Genomic DNA, 17,031 nt, shown 5'->3' on the forward strand with positions numbered 1-17,031 from the left:
GGCATTGCTTATGCCGTCATTGTTGTTGCCAAGAGTGATTGAGTTCGCCCTTGTGGCACCACGTCGTGCCAAGTAATTAAACGTAACTCACCATCCGTTTCTTCCACCAAAGCGGACAAACTTTCCACCCAGTCGCCATCATTGCAATACAGGATGCCACCGATATTTCGTATTTCTGGTTTATGGATATGACCACAAATCACGCCGTCCAGGCCTCGTTGCCGTGCTTCATCCGCCAAAGCGTCTTCAAATTTCGTGATATAGCTCACTGCATTTTTAACTTTTAATTTTAGATACTGTGACAAAGACCAGTACGGCAATCCAGCACGTGCTCGCCAATGATTGAAAATCTGATTTAGTTTCAAGATCATTGTGTACATACTATCACCCAAATGAGCGATCCACTTAGCGCAAGCAATCACACCGTCAAAGCGATCGCCATGTAGCACCAACATACGTTTACCATCGGCCGTTGTATGAATTAGCTCATCCCGAACCTGTATCCCGCCAAAATCGAGTGCAATAAATTGACGCGCAGCCTCGTCATGATTGCCAGGCACGAAAATCACATTGGTTCCTTTCTTCGCCTTTTTCAACACAATTTGCACAATGTTATTGTGAGTTTGGTCCCAATACCATCGTCGTTTCAGCTGCCAGCCGTCGATAATATCGCCGACCAAATACAAAGTCTCCGACTCCGTCGCCTTTAAAAATTCCAACAAACGTTTGGCTTGACAGCCTGTCGTCCCTAAATGGAGATCAGAAATCCAAATACTGCGAAAACGCATTCCTTCCTTCTTGGCATCCTTTTTTGGACACTTTACGGCTGAGCTGGTTTCTTGCTTCAGAAACTGATCTGCTGGGATCATGCTTGACGCTCCTCAGTGCCGTAATGCTTGGCATAGCGATTATCGAGATTCGATAGAGGTAACATCACAAACAAATCCGCGCTATGAAAGTCCGGGTCCCACGCAGGTTCGCCACAAATCCACGCGCCAGCTCGCAAATAGCCTTTCAAGAGAGGAGGAACTCTGGCCTCATGGCTAGCATCCATATTCTCAAGTGGAAAAGCTAAGAGCGGTGTGACCCTATATTCTAAGGGAGCAAATTCTTCGTCCTTAAATTGACGATAAATAGCGGCTGCGTTATGGCCACCATCGGACAAGCTAATGCTGGCACAACCGATTAAGTATTCACAACGTTCGCGTCGCATGTACGCCGCGATGCCCGCCCACAATAGCATGATCACCGCACCACTTCGATAATCAGGGTGGATACAAGCACGTCCGGCTTCCGCGATGCTACCTCGAATATTCGCCAGACGAGAGAGATCAAACTCAGCTTCTGAATAATAACGACCGATCTGTCGAGCTGCATTCGGGCTCAATATTCTGTATGTTCCCACGACTTTCAAGGTCTTGGTATCCCGTACGATCAGATGGTCACAGTATTCGTCAAATTCATCTTTGTCGAGACAATCTTCATTCGCCAATGCCGTCAACCCCATCGCTTCGATGAAAACCTTGTAACGCAGACGTTGCACTTCCTTCACTTCTTTTTTTGTACTAGCCAAACTCAAACTCAATTTTGAGAAACTGGGATTCGCATCACCGGGAATGGTTAACACTCTCATGCACTGTGCTCCTTTATTCGTTGTGTCTTCAGCACGCAGAATAAGCTGGCAATACTTCAGGATTGTGACAATTTCATGTCCATTTAATGACAGCCAAACCCTGCATTCCCATTGCTGCTCAATGGCAACGTGACACATTCAAGACAGTGGATGATTTAGTTTGTCACCAGCCTCACTAAATATTGCATAATCACAAGCATTCGAAATTTTAGGAGTTAAGATGAGTATTGCATTGTCGGTGTTTGTTAAAGCACTCGTCGTGGTACCCGTGACCTTGTTACCAATATTAAATCCCATTGCGGTCGCCCCTATCTTCTTATCCATGACGGGTCCTATGGATCAAATTATGGCAAATCGGCTAGCAAAGCGAATCGCATTTAACTGTTTTTTCCTACTGATGGGTGCTGTATTTGTGGGATCGTACGTTCTCGACTTTTTCGGTATTTCTTTACCGATCGTACGAGTTGCGGGCGGAATTGTCGTTGGTATGGCTGGTTGGAAACTGCTCAACGATCAGGGGCAAGATAAACTACGCAACTCTGTAGCAGAATCGGCAGGAAATTGGACTAAAGAGGAATTACGTCGCCATAGTTTCTATCCATTTAGTTTTCCCCTAACCGTCGGCCCCGGAGCAATCGCAACGTCAATCACTCTCGGCGCGCAACTCCCAACCAAGCCAGTTGATTGGTTAATCACAGGCATTGCCGCAACTATCGGTGTATTCATTACCAGCTTTGCAATCTATTTATCCTATCGATTTGCGCGCAATCTGGAGAGCTTTCTTGGCGACGTGGGAGCGACGGTACTGATGCGCTTATCGGCATTTATCTTATTGTGCATCGGCATCGAGATCGGTTGGTCTGGAATCTCAGAATTGTTGGAAGATTTAAAACTGTAACTTGCGCTATGGCCATTTAATCGCAACACTTTGCGAAAAAAAAGCATGTTGATCACACTACCGCGCGTGTCCAACATGCTTTTTTTATGAATAAAACTCTGAGGTATTCCCTTGTCATTCAAGGTCTAGATCGCGTAACAACTTTCTCCAATATCTCTAGAGAGTATCGTCAACAACGTCAGCTTCTGAGGTGGGTTCACCGAGCATCAAAGCATGTTCCACATGCGTCGATTCGTCGCCAATTTTACTTTTCCATGCTTTCAAAAAGTAAATGCGCTCGAACTCCGTCGGTGCCTCATGCCAAATCACCATCAGCGTCCCTTTATGATCGTGTAGTTTAGCTAATTTTGTAATGCAATCACTATTCCCATCCGCATCAGCCATGGCCATTGCATAGCCGTACACGCGATTGAGTCTTTCAATCCGATCGGGCTCTGTCTCGCTATGCGTAGCAGAAATTTTAGCGTGATCTAAAAACATCGCATTCTCCTCAAACCTATTGAATATGAGTTATTGATTTTAGCCCAAGCACGTAGCGATAAGGTTGTTTTATTTATTTTCGCACTAGGTTGGTAAATATTCTGTATCGACTTACAACGGTTCATACATAGAATCAAAATATCGCTTTGCAGTCTGTGGGCAATTTGCTTTAATGCTTTAGACTAGTATTGCAATTTGCAAGCGACTAACCAATGACTTTTGCTGTTACACGCCATCAATGCAGGCCACTCAAGAAATTCACCGAAATCGAATCATGAAAAATGTCTATCAGTCTTTAATTGATCGATGCCTACCCAGTCGAATTAGTTACCGACTCGCACTCAGCTATTTAGCAATCTTGTCGCTATTTATTTTTGTTACCGTGCGCAGCGTCGTTCATGTCCAAGAGGTCTCGAAACGAAGTCAGGAATTTGCAAACCAAGATCTACAAAAACTCTTGCAAGTACAGAACCTCGCGCTGGATATTGAAGGTTCTACTAGTGCCTTAGTCTTGATATTTAACGCTACTCAAGAAAAACGCAAGCCAGCTTATGACGCCATCGATGCAAAGAAAAAACATATTGATGAACTAATTCAGCAACTCAGTACCGAATTCGAAGACGAAGCACAACGACTTTGCTTAGAAAAATTATCGATAACTCATCAACAATATCGGCAATCCTATTTAAATCTATTTGATGAAATCGAATTAGAACATGCGCTTGGTGCAAAACAAGTTTTTGAAACACAGGTTGCTCCAGCACGCGAACAATTCTTAAACGAAAGCAATACCCTACTTGTACTCGCGAAGCAACGCATACAACTGAGGCAGGAAGAAGTCCGATCTGATTTAGCGCGACTTAAACTAGAGATTCTCGCCATTTCTATTCTCGCTGTATTGTTAGGTATCGGACTAGCGTTTATGACACAACACAGCGTTGTACAACCGCTCCGCATGCTAGAACTTAACGCTTTAAGAATCGCCTCAGGAGACTACTCACATAAACTACCACCAACCAACACCGCCGAGATCAGTCAAGTAAGCCAAGCACTGAATATCATGACAGATGCTGTCGCCGTTCGTGAAGCAGAGATCAAGCAGCTCGCTTATTTTGATCAATTAAGTGGGTTACCCAATCGCACACACTTACTGAAAAAATATGAACACCAAGACCTGCAACATCATGCCATGATCATCATGGACATGGCGCGCCTCAAAATTGTGAATGAGACTCTAGGTTTTGGTACAGGAGATACCTTAATTGTTGAGACTTGTCGACGTATTCAACATGCAGTTAATCCTTATGTTGACGCCCGGATTTTTCTCGCTAAATTTTCAGGGGGTCAATTTGCATTGATTTGCGCCGAGAAGTCTGATTCCGATAGTAAAGGATTAGTACAACGGCTCATCGAGGGCATTAACCATGCACTCAATCTACCAATTCAATGCAACAGCTACAGTGTCGATATCAATCTTGTTTTTGGTGTTGCATTAGCAAATGCGGAAACCAAGAATCTAACCACACTCATACGGAATGCGGAGATCGCACTGTATGCAGCGAAAGAACGCACAGCATCATCTGCATGGTATTCCGATGCGCAAGAGGCCTCGCGCTTGAGCCACCTCAGTTTATTATCGGACCTCCGTGCCGCCATTCAAAATGACGAGCTACAGATGTGGTTGCAACCAAAAATTCGTTTATGTGATCAAAGTTGCTATGGATTTGAAGCACTAGTCCGCTGGCAACATCCGAGAAGAGGCTTCATTTCACCCGCAGAATTTGTGCCATTCGCTGAACGAGCAGGTTATATCCACCATGTAACAAATTGGATGCTAGAGAAAGCAGTGAAAACATTGGCACAGTGGCGAGATCGCTATCCAACTTTGAGTATTGCTGTCAACGTCAGTACCAATGACTTACGTGATCATCATTTCCCAGATCGCGTCAGACAGTTCCTCCATCAATATCAAGTCACGCCGAATAATCTTCATTTGGAATTGACGGAGAGTGGCATCATGGAAAATCCGGAGAACGCGATAACTTTGCTCGACATGCTGAGAAATACAGGTATTGGACTATCAATCGACGACTTTGGTACAGGCCACTCGTCGCTTGCATATTTACAAAAGCTTCCAGTATCCGAATTAAAGATCGATCGCAGTTTTGTAATCAATCTCGATCAACACGACGCAACGCAAAAATTGGTGAAAACCATCATCGACATGGGCCATGGCTTAGATCTTCATGTCATCGCAGAGGGAATTGAAACTCAAGAGGAGCGTACTACGTTAACCGATCTCGGTTGTGATGCGATACAGGGCTATTTCGCTAGCAAACCTCTGCATGGGTCTGCATTAGACACTTGGCTGGAGAACTTGCCACGTTCGGTTCACCGAGGCTAAGGCAAGCTAAATGGGCTGACGCAATGCTTTATAATAGCGGCACACTGATTTTTCTCTTTCTTAAAATTTAATTATGATCGTCCTTGGCATCGAATCTTCCTGCGATGAAACCGGTATTGCCTTATTTGATACCGAGCGTGGCTTGCTATCGCACGCCCTGCATTCACAAATTGCGATGCATCAAGAATACGGCGGTGTGGTCCCTGAACTTGCCTCTCGCGATCATGTCAGACGTGCTATCCCACTCTTGACCGAAGCGCTCGAAAAAGCACAAATTGCTAAGCATCAAATTGACGCGATCGCTTACACCCAAGGACCCGGTTTAGCTGGCGCCTTGTTGGTCGGAGCCTCGGTTGCATGTGGCTTGGGGATGGCATTAGATAAGCCCCTCATTGGCATCCATCATTTAGAGGGACATTTACTTTCTCCTTTGCTGGCGAGCGAACCGCCTTCATTTCCCTTTATCGCCCTTCTCGTTTCAGGTGGGCATACCCAACTGATGCGAGTCGACGCAGTGGGTCAATATGAATTGCTTGGTGAAACTTTGGACGACGCTGCGGGTGAAGCTTTTGATAAATCTGCAAAATTACTAGGTTTGGCCTACCCAGGAGGACCAGCGATCTCGCAACTTGCAAGCCTAGGTGATCCTGATGTACATCAGTTTCCAAGACCCATGTTGCACTCAAAAGACTTGAATTTTAGTTTCTCGGGACTAAAAACAGCGGTCTTAACAGCAGTAAGAAAGTATCCCAATGCATTAAGCGAGCAGGACAAGGCAAACGTCGCGCGAGGGTTTGTCGATGCCATCATCGACGTCTTGGTTGCTAAATGCCAGACTGCAATGAAACAAACCGGTCTCAAGCGCTTGGTGATTGCCGGTGGTGTCGGTGCAAATCGCCAACTCCGAGCAAGTTTGAATGCGGCAGCAAACGCAGCGAATCCGAAAAAACGGTTTGAAGTGTTCTACCCCGAACTAGAATTTTGTACCGACAATGGTGCGATGATCGCTTTCGCCGGTGCCATGCGCTTACTTGCTTACCCAGAGCAAGCGGACAAAAACTATAGTTTTAACGTGCGTCCTCGTTGGCCGTTGCACGAATTAGTTCAAGCTTGAGTTCTTACCCTAGCACGCAGATCGACCCCAAATAAGCATAAAAAAACCTCGTCAATCTATGACGAGGTTTTTTAACTGTATGGGGGGCAACTCCACGCCCAAGTCAGTTGATTTATTTTTTCTTAGAACCGATCCGACTTTCTTTACCACGCATCAAATTCGCAATATTCGAACCGTGCCGATAAATTAAAAGACCACTCATGATGGCAACCGCCAATAAAGTCAAATCGGGACCAAATAATAGACCATAGTAAAACGGTGCAAACAAGGACGCTATCAGGGCTGCCAAAGAAGAATAGCGGAAGGCATACGCAACCACTAACCAAGTCACAAACGTACCAACGCCCAACCAAACATTGATTGCCAACAGCACACCCAAGGCCGTTGCAACACCTTTACCACCGACAAAGCGAAAAAATACCGGCCATAAATGACCGATGAACACAGCTAATCCTACCGCCGCAATGGTGCTGCTTCCCAATTCATATTGCTCTTTGAAAGTGAGTGCCAACCAGACCGCGAGCCAGCCTTTAAATCCATCACCCAACAAAGTTAGAGCCGCCGCTGCCTTATTACCACTACGTAAAACGTTGGTTGCCCCTGGATTTTTTGAACCATAAGTACGTGGATCAGACAAGCCAAACAAACGGCTTACCACCACAGCAAAAGAAATGGAACCAATTAAATAAGCCGCAAGAATCGCGAGCACTGAAGCCATCTGTTACCTCATCTATCATTTTAAGTTATGTCGTAGGTTGAACGTCCAATCAGATCGCATTGATTGTCAATCAAGTCGAATGTAGCGCAGACAATCCAATTTAGCCGTCTATTTTTGCACAGTCAATCTCGAAACTCTAGTGCTTTACTCAAACTCAACACTACAAAGCACAATTGACAGGTTTGCCACCTAGAATTTCAATCAAAATTTGCGGATCTATTCCGATCAAGTAACCACGCCGTCCACCGTTCAGATAGATTTTTTCCAAATCAAATATGCTCTGTTCAACATAGACTGGCATTGCTTTCTTGGTTCCAAACGGTGAGGTCCCCCCTATCATATAACCAGAATGCCGCTGTGCCACATCCGGCTTACAAGGTTCGACTGATTTACAAAAAATTTGCCTAGCCAAATTTTTTGTTGAAACGGTTTTATCTCCGTGCATCAACACGACCATCGGTTTGGCCTGTTCATCCTGCATGATCAGCGTTTTCACCACTGCATGCTCATCCACACCCAGTTCTCGAGAGGAGACTGCGGTTCCCCCATGCTCCTCGTACGCATAAGGATGCTCGGTAAATTGCACCCCTTTTTTTCGCAGCAATTGGGTTGCCGGAGTCTCTGATACATGTTCTTTTTTTGCCAAAATGCATCCGTCCAGAATTCAAATTTTCAAATATGACGCGCTGCATCGCTCATCCTACGATACAACTTACGAATGACCATTATACCGAGTACAGCTGGCGACTAACATAGTCTGACTATCGCGACGAAGGATTGCTGCTAAAAGTTGTGCGCAAAAACAATCACGATACATCTTTGTATTTCACCCACGTGGATGATGCTGTGCGTGCAATTGTTTGAGACGTTCACGCGCTACATGAGTATAAATCTGCGTTGTCGAAATATCAGCATGACCTAGGAGCAATTGCACCACCCGCAAATCGGCACCATGATTAAGTAAATGAGTCGCAAAGGCGTGTCGAAGTGTATGTGGTGACAAGGGTGTGGTAATTCCTGCTTGCGCAGCGGACTTCTTAATGACGACCCAAAACATTTGTCTAGTCATCGCCCCTCCTCGTGCAGTAACAAAGAGTGCATCGTCGATTTGTCCATTCAAAATCACCGGTCTAGCCTCACCCAAATAACGCTGCAGCCACATTCTAGCGAGCTCACCAAATGGAACCAGTCGGGTCTTACTTCCTTTCCCTGTCACCCGCAGCACACCATCGTTCAAACTCACTTCAAACGATTTGAGTGACACCAGTTCGGATACCCGTAACCCACAAGCATACAGAAGCTCGAGCATCGTACGATCACGCAAACCTAAAGGAGTTTGCACGTCCGGTGCATGCAACAAGGCTTCAACTTGTGCCTCACTCAAGGTCTTCGGTAGTCGGTCCGCCTGTTTCGCAGATCGAAGCTTCGTGCAGGGATTGACCGCAATTTGATGCGACCGAAATGCCTGTTGGTAAAACCGCTTTAAAACGGTCATCCTGCGATTCGCAGATGTCGCCTTTGAACTACGATGCTTTGCTGCTACATACGCAAAAATATCGGCTTCATTGACGTCTAACAAATCTTTTTGATATTCAAGCTGTAGCCACTCTGCGAACAAACGTATATCACGTCGATAGGCATCCAACGAATTTTTTGCCAATCCATCTTCTAACCATAAACTATCGCAAAATTGGTCAATTTGCGCTTGAACTTGCGGAGTCAATTCAACTGAATTGGATGAATGCGCAAGCTGGTCCGGCATCAACTCACTCCGCGATGCGACTTTCTTTCGCGCTACCACATTGGCACCTGTTGCTGGCTCGATCGATTATATTCAGCGACGCCTTCTAAGCGCAGTAAAAATAATTTGACGCCGAGATGAAATCCCGTTTCATCGTCGTGATGGGCAAAACCGCCCAAACCACCCGCAGCGGTAACCCTATGGCATGGAATGATCAGCGGAAACCAATTCGCGCCGCAAGCTTGTCCGACCGCTCTCGGGGCTGATTGAATATGCTTTGCAATCTGTCCGTAGGTGCGCACTTCGCCACATGGAATACGAGCTATCGCTTGCCATACCTTTTGTTGAAATGCACTGCCGTATGGCTTCAATGGCAGATTAAATTGAAATGTTGGATCAGAAAAATAACGTTCAATTTGTCGTGCAGTCTGCTCTGACACTGCATCATTCGGCGCTTTTTCTTGAAAACGCGGAGGTAGATAAACTAACTCAGTCAGTTGATTCAATTCTGTTCGCACACCCATAAAACCGAACGGTGCTGGGATGATTGCAGAGAAAATTGTTGCATGCAAATTTGCTTCCGGCGTTGCCATGATTTTTCCAATCCATCATTTTTATGTGATTGTCCTACATAAATCGCCAAGAAAAAAGGCGCATCATTTGATGCGCCTTCCAAATTTTTTCACGTTTGAGCTGTTTAGTCTTATTGAACAGGACTCAGCTTATATTGAAACGCGAATCTCCCCCCCTTTTTGACTGCACCCTGCTGGGCACTATTATTGCACTTCCTTATTCGGCCTTCGAAAATTGACAGTGGCGTTCCTCGGAACCATCGACATTGAAAATTTAAGGTGTGCGAAATATAGCATGTCTTTTGCGCAAAACAATCATCGCTTTTCATTTAAAAAAAGCTTTGTTGCATTTGTGCTTCTGCAGCAGAGAAAGATCGCAAACTTCAAAAAAAATGTGCTAATTCAAAATGAGAGATGATATTTTCTCAGTGGAAATAGAAGTAATGCCAACGAGAAATTTTGAAATCTTGCAATTCGCCAATACCCAAAAAAAGCTGCGAGATTCGTGATGAATGTCGCAGCTTTTTGAGTCTTCATTACAACGAGCAACCAAGCATTTAGTTGTAAATTAAATTCGGCAACCACGTTGAAATCGAAGGCACGTAAGTAACGAGTAACAGAAACCCCAGCATCGTGAACAGCCAAGGTAAAACCGCCACGGTTAATTCTGTAATCCCCATTTTGGTAATTCCTGACGCAACGTATAAATTCAATCCGACAGGTGGGTGACACATTCCCACTTCCATGTTCACTACCATAATGATGCCAAAATGCACGGGATCAATACCCAACTTCATCGCGACCGGAAACAGAATGGGCGCCATGATCAATACAATCGACGATGGCTCCATCACATTCCCTGCTAACAACAACAAAATATTCACGACAAATAAAAAACTGATCATGCCGAAACCGCTATCCAGTATCCAGCCGGCCATCGCCTGCGGGATATTTTCGCTCGTCATCAGAAATGAAAATAAAACCGCGTTTGTGATGATATACAAAAGCATGGCAGACATCGCAGCGGAATCAATCAGGACTTTCGGTACCTTTTTGAGACTCATATCTTTATACACAAAGACGGCAATGAAAAATGCATACACCGCAGCAACCGCGGCCGCTTCGGTAGGCGTAAAGACCCCTGAGTAAATTCCTCCCATGACGATGACGATAAGCGACAAACCCCAAGCACTCTTTCTAAACGCTGTTAAGCGCTCACCCCAACTTGCTTTAGGCATTCTCGGATACTGGTGTTTACGCGCCAAAAACCACGTCGTCAATCCAAGAAAAAATGCCAGCATGAGGCCAGGTATCACCCCTGCCATGAACAATTTCCCAACCGATGTATTGGTCGAAACCGAATACATCACCATCACGATCGATGGTGGAATCAAAATACCCAATGCCCCTGAGGTTGTCACCACCCCTGCGCCAAATCCTTTGGGATACCCCTGTTTCACCATCGCTGGCAAAATAATCGAGCCAATTGCAACAACCGTCGCTGGCGAGGATCCAGAAACCGCAGCAAATAAAGCACATGCTAATACGCCGGCAAGCGCTAATCCACCATGCCAATGTCCAACCATAGAAATCGCAAATTGAATCATTCGTCGTGCAACACCACCATGCGTCAAGAAATTCCCTGCCAAGATAAAGAAAGGAATCGCCATGATTTCAAACTTTTCAATGCCCGTGAATAGTTTCAGTGCGACCGATTCAATCGGCACTGAGGTCATGGTAAAAAGAAAGGTTAAAACAGTCAGGCCAAGCGCAATCGAAATTGGCATCCCCGTCAGCATTAACAATAAAAGCAATCCAAAAATGATCAGGGCACTCATGCTGTCACCTCATCCTCTAAGCCTTCAACATGGGCGTGATCATGCTTAGGTAGCTCGCCGCTCCGGATAAATATCCACGCGACTTGCAAGAATCGAAAGGACATTAAATAGGATCCCAAAGGAATGGCAAGATAGACCCACCACATTGGGATTTCCATATCAGGAGAGGTTTGATCTGTCTGTGCAATGCCGTAGACAAAATAGGCACCCAAAGTTCCAATGATTCCCGTGAACAAGGCACCCGCGCCTAAACTGATCACGACAAAGCGTTTTTTATTCGCTTCACTTAATCGATTCACCAAAACGTCAACCCCAACGTGAATCCCAGATCGAACACCATAAGCAGCGCCGAACTTCGCCATCCAAACAAACAGATAAATTGTCAATTCTTGCGCCCAACTTGTGTTGAGGCTAATCAGGAAATCCTGCACGCCAGGAATATTGAACCCAGACATATAGCGATGTACGACTGCAATGAAGGTAATTATGGTCGCCGTAGCCATCAACAAGGCGATCAAATACTCTTCCAAGTGATCAAGCAATTTCATGCGAGCTCCTTGAGAATCAAATTTAAAAAAAGGAATTGTCCAGATCAGCGATACCGCATTGCCAATCTGGTTTTATTCGAAGACGTGTTAGTAATGCCTAAGGATTATTTCAAACCGAGAGCGGCAGCTTCCTTGTGGACACTTTGGATGAGGTCTTTACCAATTCGACCTTCCATATCTTTCTGCACCGGCATCAAAGCTTTCACCCAGTCAGCGCGTTCTTTGTCAGTCAATTGATAAACCGTTGTTTTGCCCGACTTTTTAACCGCATCTAAGGCATTATCATTTTCAATTTGTGCGATCGCATTCGCATATTGCGTTGCTGACTTCATCGCTTTATTTAGCTCGGTACGAATATCAGCGGGTAAACCATCCCAGAATTTTTTATTCACAATCACGGCGTAGCCAAGATAACCGTGATTCGTTACGGTCACGTGTTTCTGCACCTCATGCATTTTTTGCGTATACAAATTAGACGGTGGATTTTCGGTTCCATCAACCACGCCTGTTTGTAAGGCTTGGTACACTTCTGAAAATGCCATCACTTGAGGATTCGCGCCGAGCGCCCGCATTTGTGCATCTAACACTTTTGATGACTGTATGCGCAGTTTTTTTCCTTTCAAATCGCTCGGCAGCCGCATCGGTACGTTCGAAGACATCACTTTAAAGCCATTGTCCCAAAAACCTAGACCTGTGATGCCTTTAGGTTCTAACTTCGCTAGCAAACCCGCTCCGACAGGACCTTCCGTAACGCGGTGTAGCACATCGCGATTTTGAAAGATGTATGGCAAATCAAAAACTTCAAATTCTTTCACACCCAAGGGACCAAACTTTGCCAAGGAGGGCGCCAGCATTTGGACTGCACCGAGTTGCAATGCTTCTAATTCCTCTTTGTCTTTATACAAAGTGCTATTCGGATAAAGCTCAACCTTCACACGACCTTTTGTTCCTTTTTCCGCTAACTCTTTAAACCGCTCAGCCGCTTTACCTTTGGGCGTATCGTTCGCGACGACATGACTAAATTTGATCACGATAGGATTTTGTGCATGGGCATAATGGCTAAAGCCAGCGACTGCTAGAGCTGCGCCCATCGTTGTCAACATCACACGTAAAGTCTGGCGCTTGGTTTGAGATTGCAAAAGTGCTTGATTCTTGGTGTTCATCGGTGTCTCCTATTAAATGTTATGCCTCATTATTAGCCTTGTTAAATCAAATACACAACTGTGGTAAACCACAATGTCGTCAGAAATCGACAATTTCCCAATCCGCACCGATTTTTGCCTCACTTCAGCTACACTTTTAGTATGAAAATCAAACCTTTAGAAAGCAGACGATTCCAGACCACTCTACCTTGGATCTTACCCGTCCTTTTGGTCATGCTATTTGTTGCAATCTTGATTTGGTTACCGTGGCAGGCGCAAAAGATGGAAACAAACGAGCGCCAAGAGCAATTGATTGCCGACACGCTGTGGGTCGAACAAGCCCTGCAATTCCAACTCAAACGCCATGAAGAAAGTCTCACCAATCTGGCTGACGACTTCGTTGACAATAAACTCAACAAACAAACGGTGGCAGAACGCTTGCGATTGTTAAGTGGAAATAACCACGAAATTCAAGATATCATTCTGTGGGACGCGCAAAACCTTCTAGTCGCGAGTAATTTCGATAGTCATTACCGCAACTCCGAGGAAGACATTTTTCCATTTCAACAAGCGCTCAAAGCAAGTGAAAGTTTTACTGAAAAACTACATAAGCCATCCTGTAGTCGACTCCTACCCACAAAGACAAGTAATGGTAGCGATATTCTGTGCCGCTATCCTATATTTCGGAATCACATCTACCGCGCCAGTATTATGGTTTCATTTCGCCTGCAAACTTTGCTCGATGAAATCGTTCCATGGTGGTTCGCCCAAGAAAATGACATCAGTCTGATCGACAACGAAGACAAAGTAATTGCACGGCGTGCGGCAGGCGGACGTGGAAAAAATGTCTACACACACAATCGTCAACTCGATTTTCCGCAACTTAGCCTTAACTTACACACCAACAGTACGAAAGCCGAGCCCAAACTCCTCTCTAATCTATTGGTCGTCAGTGTGGTTCTCTTATCACTCGGTTTGGTGTGGAGTTTATTTGCGTTATGGCGCGACATCCATCGGCGTTTACGAGCAGAAGGGGCGCTACGCAAAGAAGCGGCATTCCGCGCTGCCATGGAAAATTCGCTAATTACCGGCTTGCGCGCGCGCGACATGCAGGGGCGCCTAACTTATGTCAATCCATCTTTTTGTAAAATGATCGGTTTCCCGGAGGACGAACTGATTGGCAAGCTTCCTCCCATGCCTTACTGGGCGCCAGAAGAAATCGCAGAATACGAAAATCGGTTCGCACAAATTTTAACCGGCACGGTGCAACCTGAGGGTTTTGAAACCATCTACCAACGCGCAAACGGTGAACGTTTTCCGGTTCTCATTTACGAATCACCACTGGTCGACGAGCATGGCAAACAAACGGGGTGGATGAGCTCCATCTTGGATGTCTCTGAACTCAAACGAGCCCAAGAATTAAGTCGACAACAAGAAGAAAAAGTGCATCAAAACGCGCGTCTTGCAACGATGGGAGAGATGGCATCTATGTTGGCGCACGAGTTGAATCAACCATTGGCGGCAATCTCGAGCTACACCACGGGAGCGATCAACCTTATTAGTCAAAACCAAACCGATCCGCTTTTATTGCGTGAGGCGATGGAAAAAGCGCGCCAGCAAGCACTTCGAGCCGCACAGGTAATTCGCAGTGTGCATGAATTTGTCCGCAAGCGCGAAGCAAGCCGCGTCAATTTTAATGTCAACGCATTACTCCAGAGCGTCATGCCACTTATTGCGCTTCAGGCACAAAGCCATCATGTGCACGTGCATTACCAAATTGATCCTGATTTACCGGAAATTTTTGCTGACAAAGTACTGATCGAACAAGTTATTCTAAACTTAACTCGAAACGCCATTGAAGCAATGCATGAAATTGATATTCAGCAGCGTCAACTGCAAATTCACGCGCATGCAATCCCAGTCGAGGACGAGACAACGCGAAATACAAACCCAAATACGCCCCCTGGCAACACCCACAAACATCTTTTGATACAAGTGATCGATCGAGGACATGGTATCAGTGCCGAAGTCGGCGAGAAACTCTTTTCACCTTTTTTCTCGACAAAAGCGAGCGGAATGGGGATGGGTTTGAATATTTGTCGAACTGCGCTAGAGTTTCATGGTGGAAGTTTAAAGCACAGAGCCAATCCGACTGGTGGCACAATTTTCGAGTTCACCATTCCTTGCGCGACTTCCCCTAACTAATTCGAAAATACAGCAGCATCAATCGACATAGGAACACTATGCTACATATCGTTGACGATGAAGATATTCTACGTGATGCATTGAGTTGGCTCGCGCGATCTCGGCAAATTCCTTCACAAACCTATCCGAATGCTGAAGCATTTCTTGCGAAAATGAATCAAGGATTCGATTTTGCCAAGGAGGGAGATTGTCTCTTACTGGATGTCCGTATGGCGGAACTTAGCGGCACCGCTTTATTCGAGATTTTAAGTGTGCGCCGCCTAACCCAACGCCTACCAGTCATTTTCTTAACGGGTCACGGTGATGTCCCGATGGCAGTCGATAGCTTGAAGCGTGGCGCGTTTGATTTTTTCGAAAAGCCATTCAACGACAATGCACTCATGGACAGGGTAGAACAAGCCTTAGAACAATCCATCAAAGCTGGCGAAAAGCATCAAATACAATTGCGCTTAGAGAGTCTTTCGCAGCGTGAGCAGGAAGTATTGGAACGGATTTTACAAGGAAAAATGAACAAAAATATTGCCGATGAACTCGGTATTAGCATGCGCACAGTCGAAGTCCATCGCGCGCATATTTTCGATAAAATGCAGATCAAAACTGCGGTCGAACTCGCTGGACTTTTGAAGCAATAATGCGAGTAGGAAATCCTCCCATCTTGCTCAAACTTGGTGTTGATCCAAAGCCCAGACAACGTGCTCGCGTACCAATTCAGACGTAGCCAAATCATCGCGTCGTCTCTGTAACGCTTGTACTATATCTGCGCGACCTTTGAATTCCTTCGCAGCATTACCCAGACCCACAGCTAAATTACGTAACCATCTTTCATACCCAATACGGCGAATTGGACTGCCTTCCATTTTTCGCAAAAATTCACTTTCACTCCATCCAAACAGGTCTAACATGCTCGCTTGATCCAAGCCGTGTCGGACCTCAAAATCATCGAGTACGGCCATCTGCGCGAATTTATTCCAAGGACAATACAATTGGCAGTCATCACAACCATATACACGATTGCCTATCATGGAACGAAACTCTAGAGGTATCGCACCGTGCAACTCTATTGTCAAATACGAAATGCAACGACGCGCATCTAATTGATAAGGTCCAATAATTGCACGAGTAGGACAGACATCAATACAACTTTGGCAACTACCACAGTGATTCGAAGTTGGTGGATCAACAGGTAGAGGGATATCCACCAGTATCTCACCTAGGAAAAAAAGCGAACCCGCTTCTCGATTCAACAAAAGAGTATGTTTTCCACGCCAACCTAGGCCCGCTTTTTCCGCTAGAGCCACTTCCATCACCGGCGCCGAATCGGTAAACGCGCGATAGCCCAAAGCTCCAAGACGTGTTTCTATGGTGCTTGCAAGCTGCTGCAAACGCTGGCGCAATACCTTGTGATAGTCGCGTCCACGTGCATAGATCGAAATGATCGCAGTATCAGCTGCATGTCGCTGTTCTCGCTCACGCCAATTTTTTGTGCTTGAACGAGGCAAATAGTCAACTCGCACGCTAATTACCCGAACGGTTCCAGGGACTAATTCATCGGGCCGATAGCGCTTACTACCATGACTTTCCATGTACGTCATTTCACCATGATGCCCAGCGGCAATCCATTCTTGATAGCGCTCTACGGTGTGCGACAAATCGACATCACTAATGCGCACGTCCGCGAACCCCGCCTGTCGGCCTAGGTCTTTGATCTCCTGCGCAAGTTGGACGTAATCACTCATGT

The 17,031-nt window shown here is 45.7% G+C and carries 16 protein-coding genes; 5 read left to right on the plus strand and 11 right to left on the minus strand.

Features of this window, described 5'->3' with window-relative positions; all coding sequences use genetic code 11:
• Positions 1-8 precede the first annotated feature (8 nt).
• Both KDM90_RS05240 and KDM90_RS05245 read right to left on the minus strand, forming a co-directional pair.
• Positions 9-869: a UDP-2,3-diacylglucosamine diphosphatase gene (locus tag KDM90_RS05240; protein ID WP_212674560.1), complete on the minus strand. Its 861-nt coding sequence runs from the start codon at positions 867-869 to the stop codon at positions 9-11.
• Entirely contained in the window at positions 866-1,633 is a 768-nt protein-coding gene (locus KDM90_RS05245; protein WP_212674561.1) for a GNAT family N-acetyltransferase, read from the minus strand. Before KDM90_RS05245 ends, KDM90_RS05240 begins: the two co-directional genes overlap by 4 nt.
• Positions 1,634-1,853: 220 nt before the next feature.
• On the opposite strand from KDM90_RS05245, the gene KDM90_RS05250 reads away from it, so the two are divergent.
• A complete protein-coding gene (locus tag KDM90_RS05250) occupies positions 1,854-2,531 on the plus strand; it encodes a MarC family protein (RefSeq protein WP_212674562.1) in 678 nt (225 codons plus the stop codon).
• Positions 2,532-2,687: 156 nt separating this feature from the next.
• Here the strand turns inward: KDM90_RS05250 and KDM90_RS05255 are convergent, their stop codons facing one another.
• Entirely contained in the window at positions 2,688-3,011 is a 324-nt protein-coding gene (locus KDM90_RS05255; protein WP_212674563.1) for a hypothetical protein, read from the minus strand.
• A 274-nt stretch (positions 3,012-3,285) separates the two neighbouring features.
• Here KDM90_RS05255 and KDM90_RS05260 point away from each other — a divergent pair, with 274 nt between their 5' ends.
• Both KDM90_RS05260 and tsaD read left to right on the plus strand, forming a co-directional pair.
• Complete coding sequence (locus KDM90_RS05260; RefSeq protein WP_212674564.1) at positions 3,286-5,415, plus strand: putative bifunctional diguanylate cyclase/phosphodiesterase; 2,130 nt, start codon at positions 3,286-3,288, stop codon at positions 5,413-5,415.
• A gap of 73 nt (positions 5,416-5,488) precedes the next feature.
• A complete protein-coding gene (gene tsaD, locus KDM90_RS05265; RefSeq protein ID WP_212674565.1) occupies positions 5,489-6,529 on the plus strand; it encodes a tRNA (adenosine(37)-N6)-threonylcarbamoyltransferase complex transferase subunit TsaD in 1,041 nt (346 codons plus the stop codon).
• Positions 6,530-6,641: 112 nt separating this feature from the next.
• On the opposite strand, the gene plsY is transcribed toward tsaD, so the two are convergent.
• The 7 genes from plsY to KDM90_RS05300 form a co-directional block, all read right to left on the minus strand.
• On the minus strand, positions 6,642-7,247 hold the full coding sequence (gene plsY / locus KDM90_RS05270; RefSeq protein WP_212674566.1) for a glycerol-3-phosphate 1-O-acyltransferase PlsY: 606 nt from the start codon (positions 7,245-7,247) through the stop codon (positions 6,642-6,644).
• A gap of 160 nt (positions 7,248-7,407) precedes the next feature.
• Positions 7,408-7,893: a Cys-tRNA(Pro) deacylase gene (gene ybaK / locus KDM90_RS05275; RefSeq protein ID WP_212674567.1), complete on the minus strand. Its 486-nt coding sequence runs from the start codon at positions 7,891-7,893 to the stop codon at positions 7,408-7,410.
• A gap of 180 nt (positions 7,894-8,073) precedes the next feature.
• Positions 8,074-9,009, minus strand: a complete 936-nt coding sequence (gene xerD / locus KDM90_RS05280) for a site-specific tyrosine recombinase XerD (RefSeq protein WP_212674568.1) — start codon at positions 9,007-9,009, stop codon at positions 8,074-8,076.
• A gap of 32 nt (positions 9,010-9,041) precedes the next feature.
• Positions 9,042-9,581 (minus strand): methylated-DNA--[protein]-cysteine S-methyltransferase, encoded by a 540-nt coding sequence (locus KDM90_RS05285; RefSeq protein WP_212674569.1) that lies wholly within the window; start codon positions 9,579-9,581, stop codon positions 9,042-9,044.
• A gap of 536 nt (positions 9,582-10,117) precedes the next feature.
• Complete coding sequence (locus KDM90_RS05290) at positions 10,118-11,398, minus strand: TRAP transporter large permease (protein ID WP_212674570.1); 1,281 nt, start codon at positions 11,396-11,398, stop codon at positions 10,118-10,120.
• Entirely contained in the window at positions 11,395-11,946 is a 552-nt protein-coding gene (locus KDM90_RS05295; protein ID WP_212674571.1) for a TRAP transporter small permease, read from the minus strand. Before KDM90_RS05295 ends, KDM90_RS05290 begins: the two co-directional genes overlap by 4 nt.
• 104 nt (positions 11,947-12,050) lie before the next feature.
• The gene (locus KDM90_RS05300; RefSeq protein WP_212675010.1) at positions 12,051-13,049 is read right to left on the minus strand and encodes a TRAP transporter substrate-binding protein; all 999 of its coding nucleotides are present in this window, start codon (positions 13,047-13,049) and stop codon (positions 12,051-12,053) included.
• A gap of 321 nt (positions 13,050-13,370) precedes the next feature.
• Here KDM90_RS05300 and KDM90_RS05305 point away from each other — a divergent pair, with 321 nt between their 5' ends.
• Positions 13,371-15,293, plus strand: a complete 1,923-nt coding sequence (locus KDM90_RS05305; RefSeq protein ID WP_230409626.1) for a two-component system sensor histidine kinase NtrB — start codon at positions 13,371-13,373, stop codon at positions 15,291-15,293.
• A gap of 38 nt (positions 15,294-15,331) precedes the next feature.
• Complete coding sequence (locus KDM90_RS05310; RefSeq protein WP_212674573.1) at positions 15,332-15,925, plus strand: response regulator transcription factor; 594 nt, start codon at positions 15,332-15,334, stop codon at positions 15,923-15,925.
• 27 nt (positions 15,926-15,952) lie between these two features.
• On the opposite strand, the gene queG is transcribed toward KDM90_RS05310, so the two are convergent.
• Positions 15,953-17,029, minus strand: a complete 1,077-nt coding sequence (queG, locus tag KDM90_RS05315) for a tRNA epoxyqueuosine(34) reductase QueG (protein ID WP_212674574.1) — start codon at positions 17,027-17,029, stop codon at positions 15,953-15,955.
• Positions 17,030-17,031 lie beyond the last annotated feature (2 nt).

This window comes from Affinundibacterium fentianense (genome assembly GCF_018139545.1).
Taxonomy (GTDB): Bacteria; Pseudomonadota; Gammaproteobacteria; order Burkholderiales; family Burkholderiaceae_D; genus Undibacterium; species Undibacterium fentianense.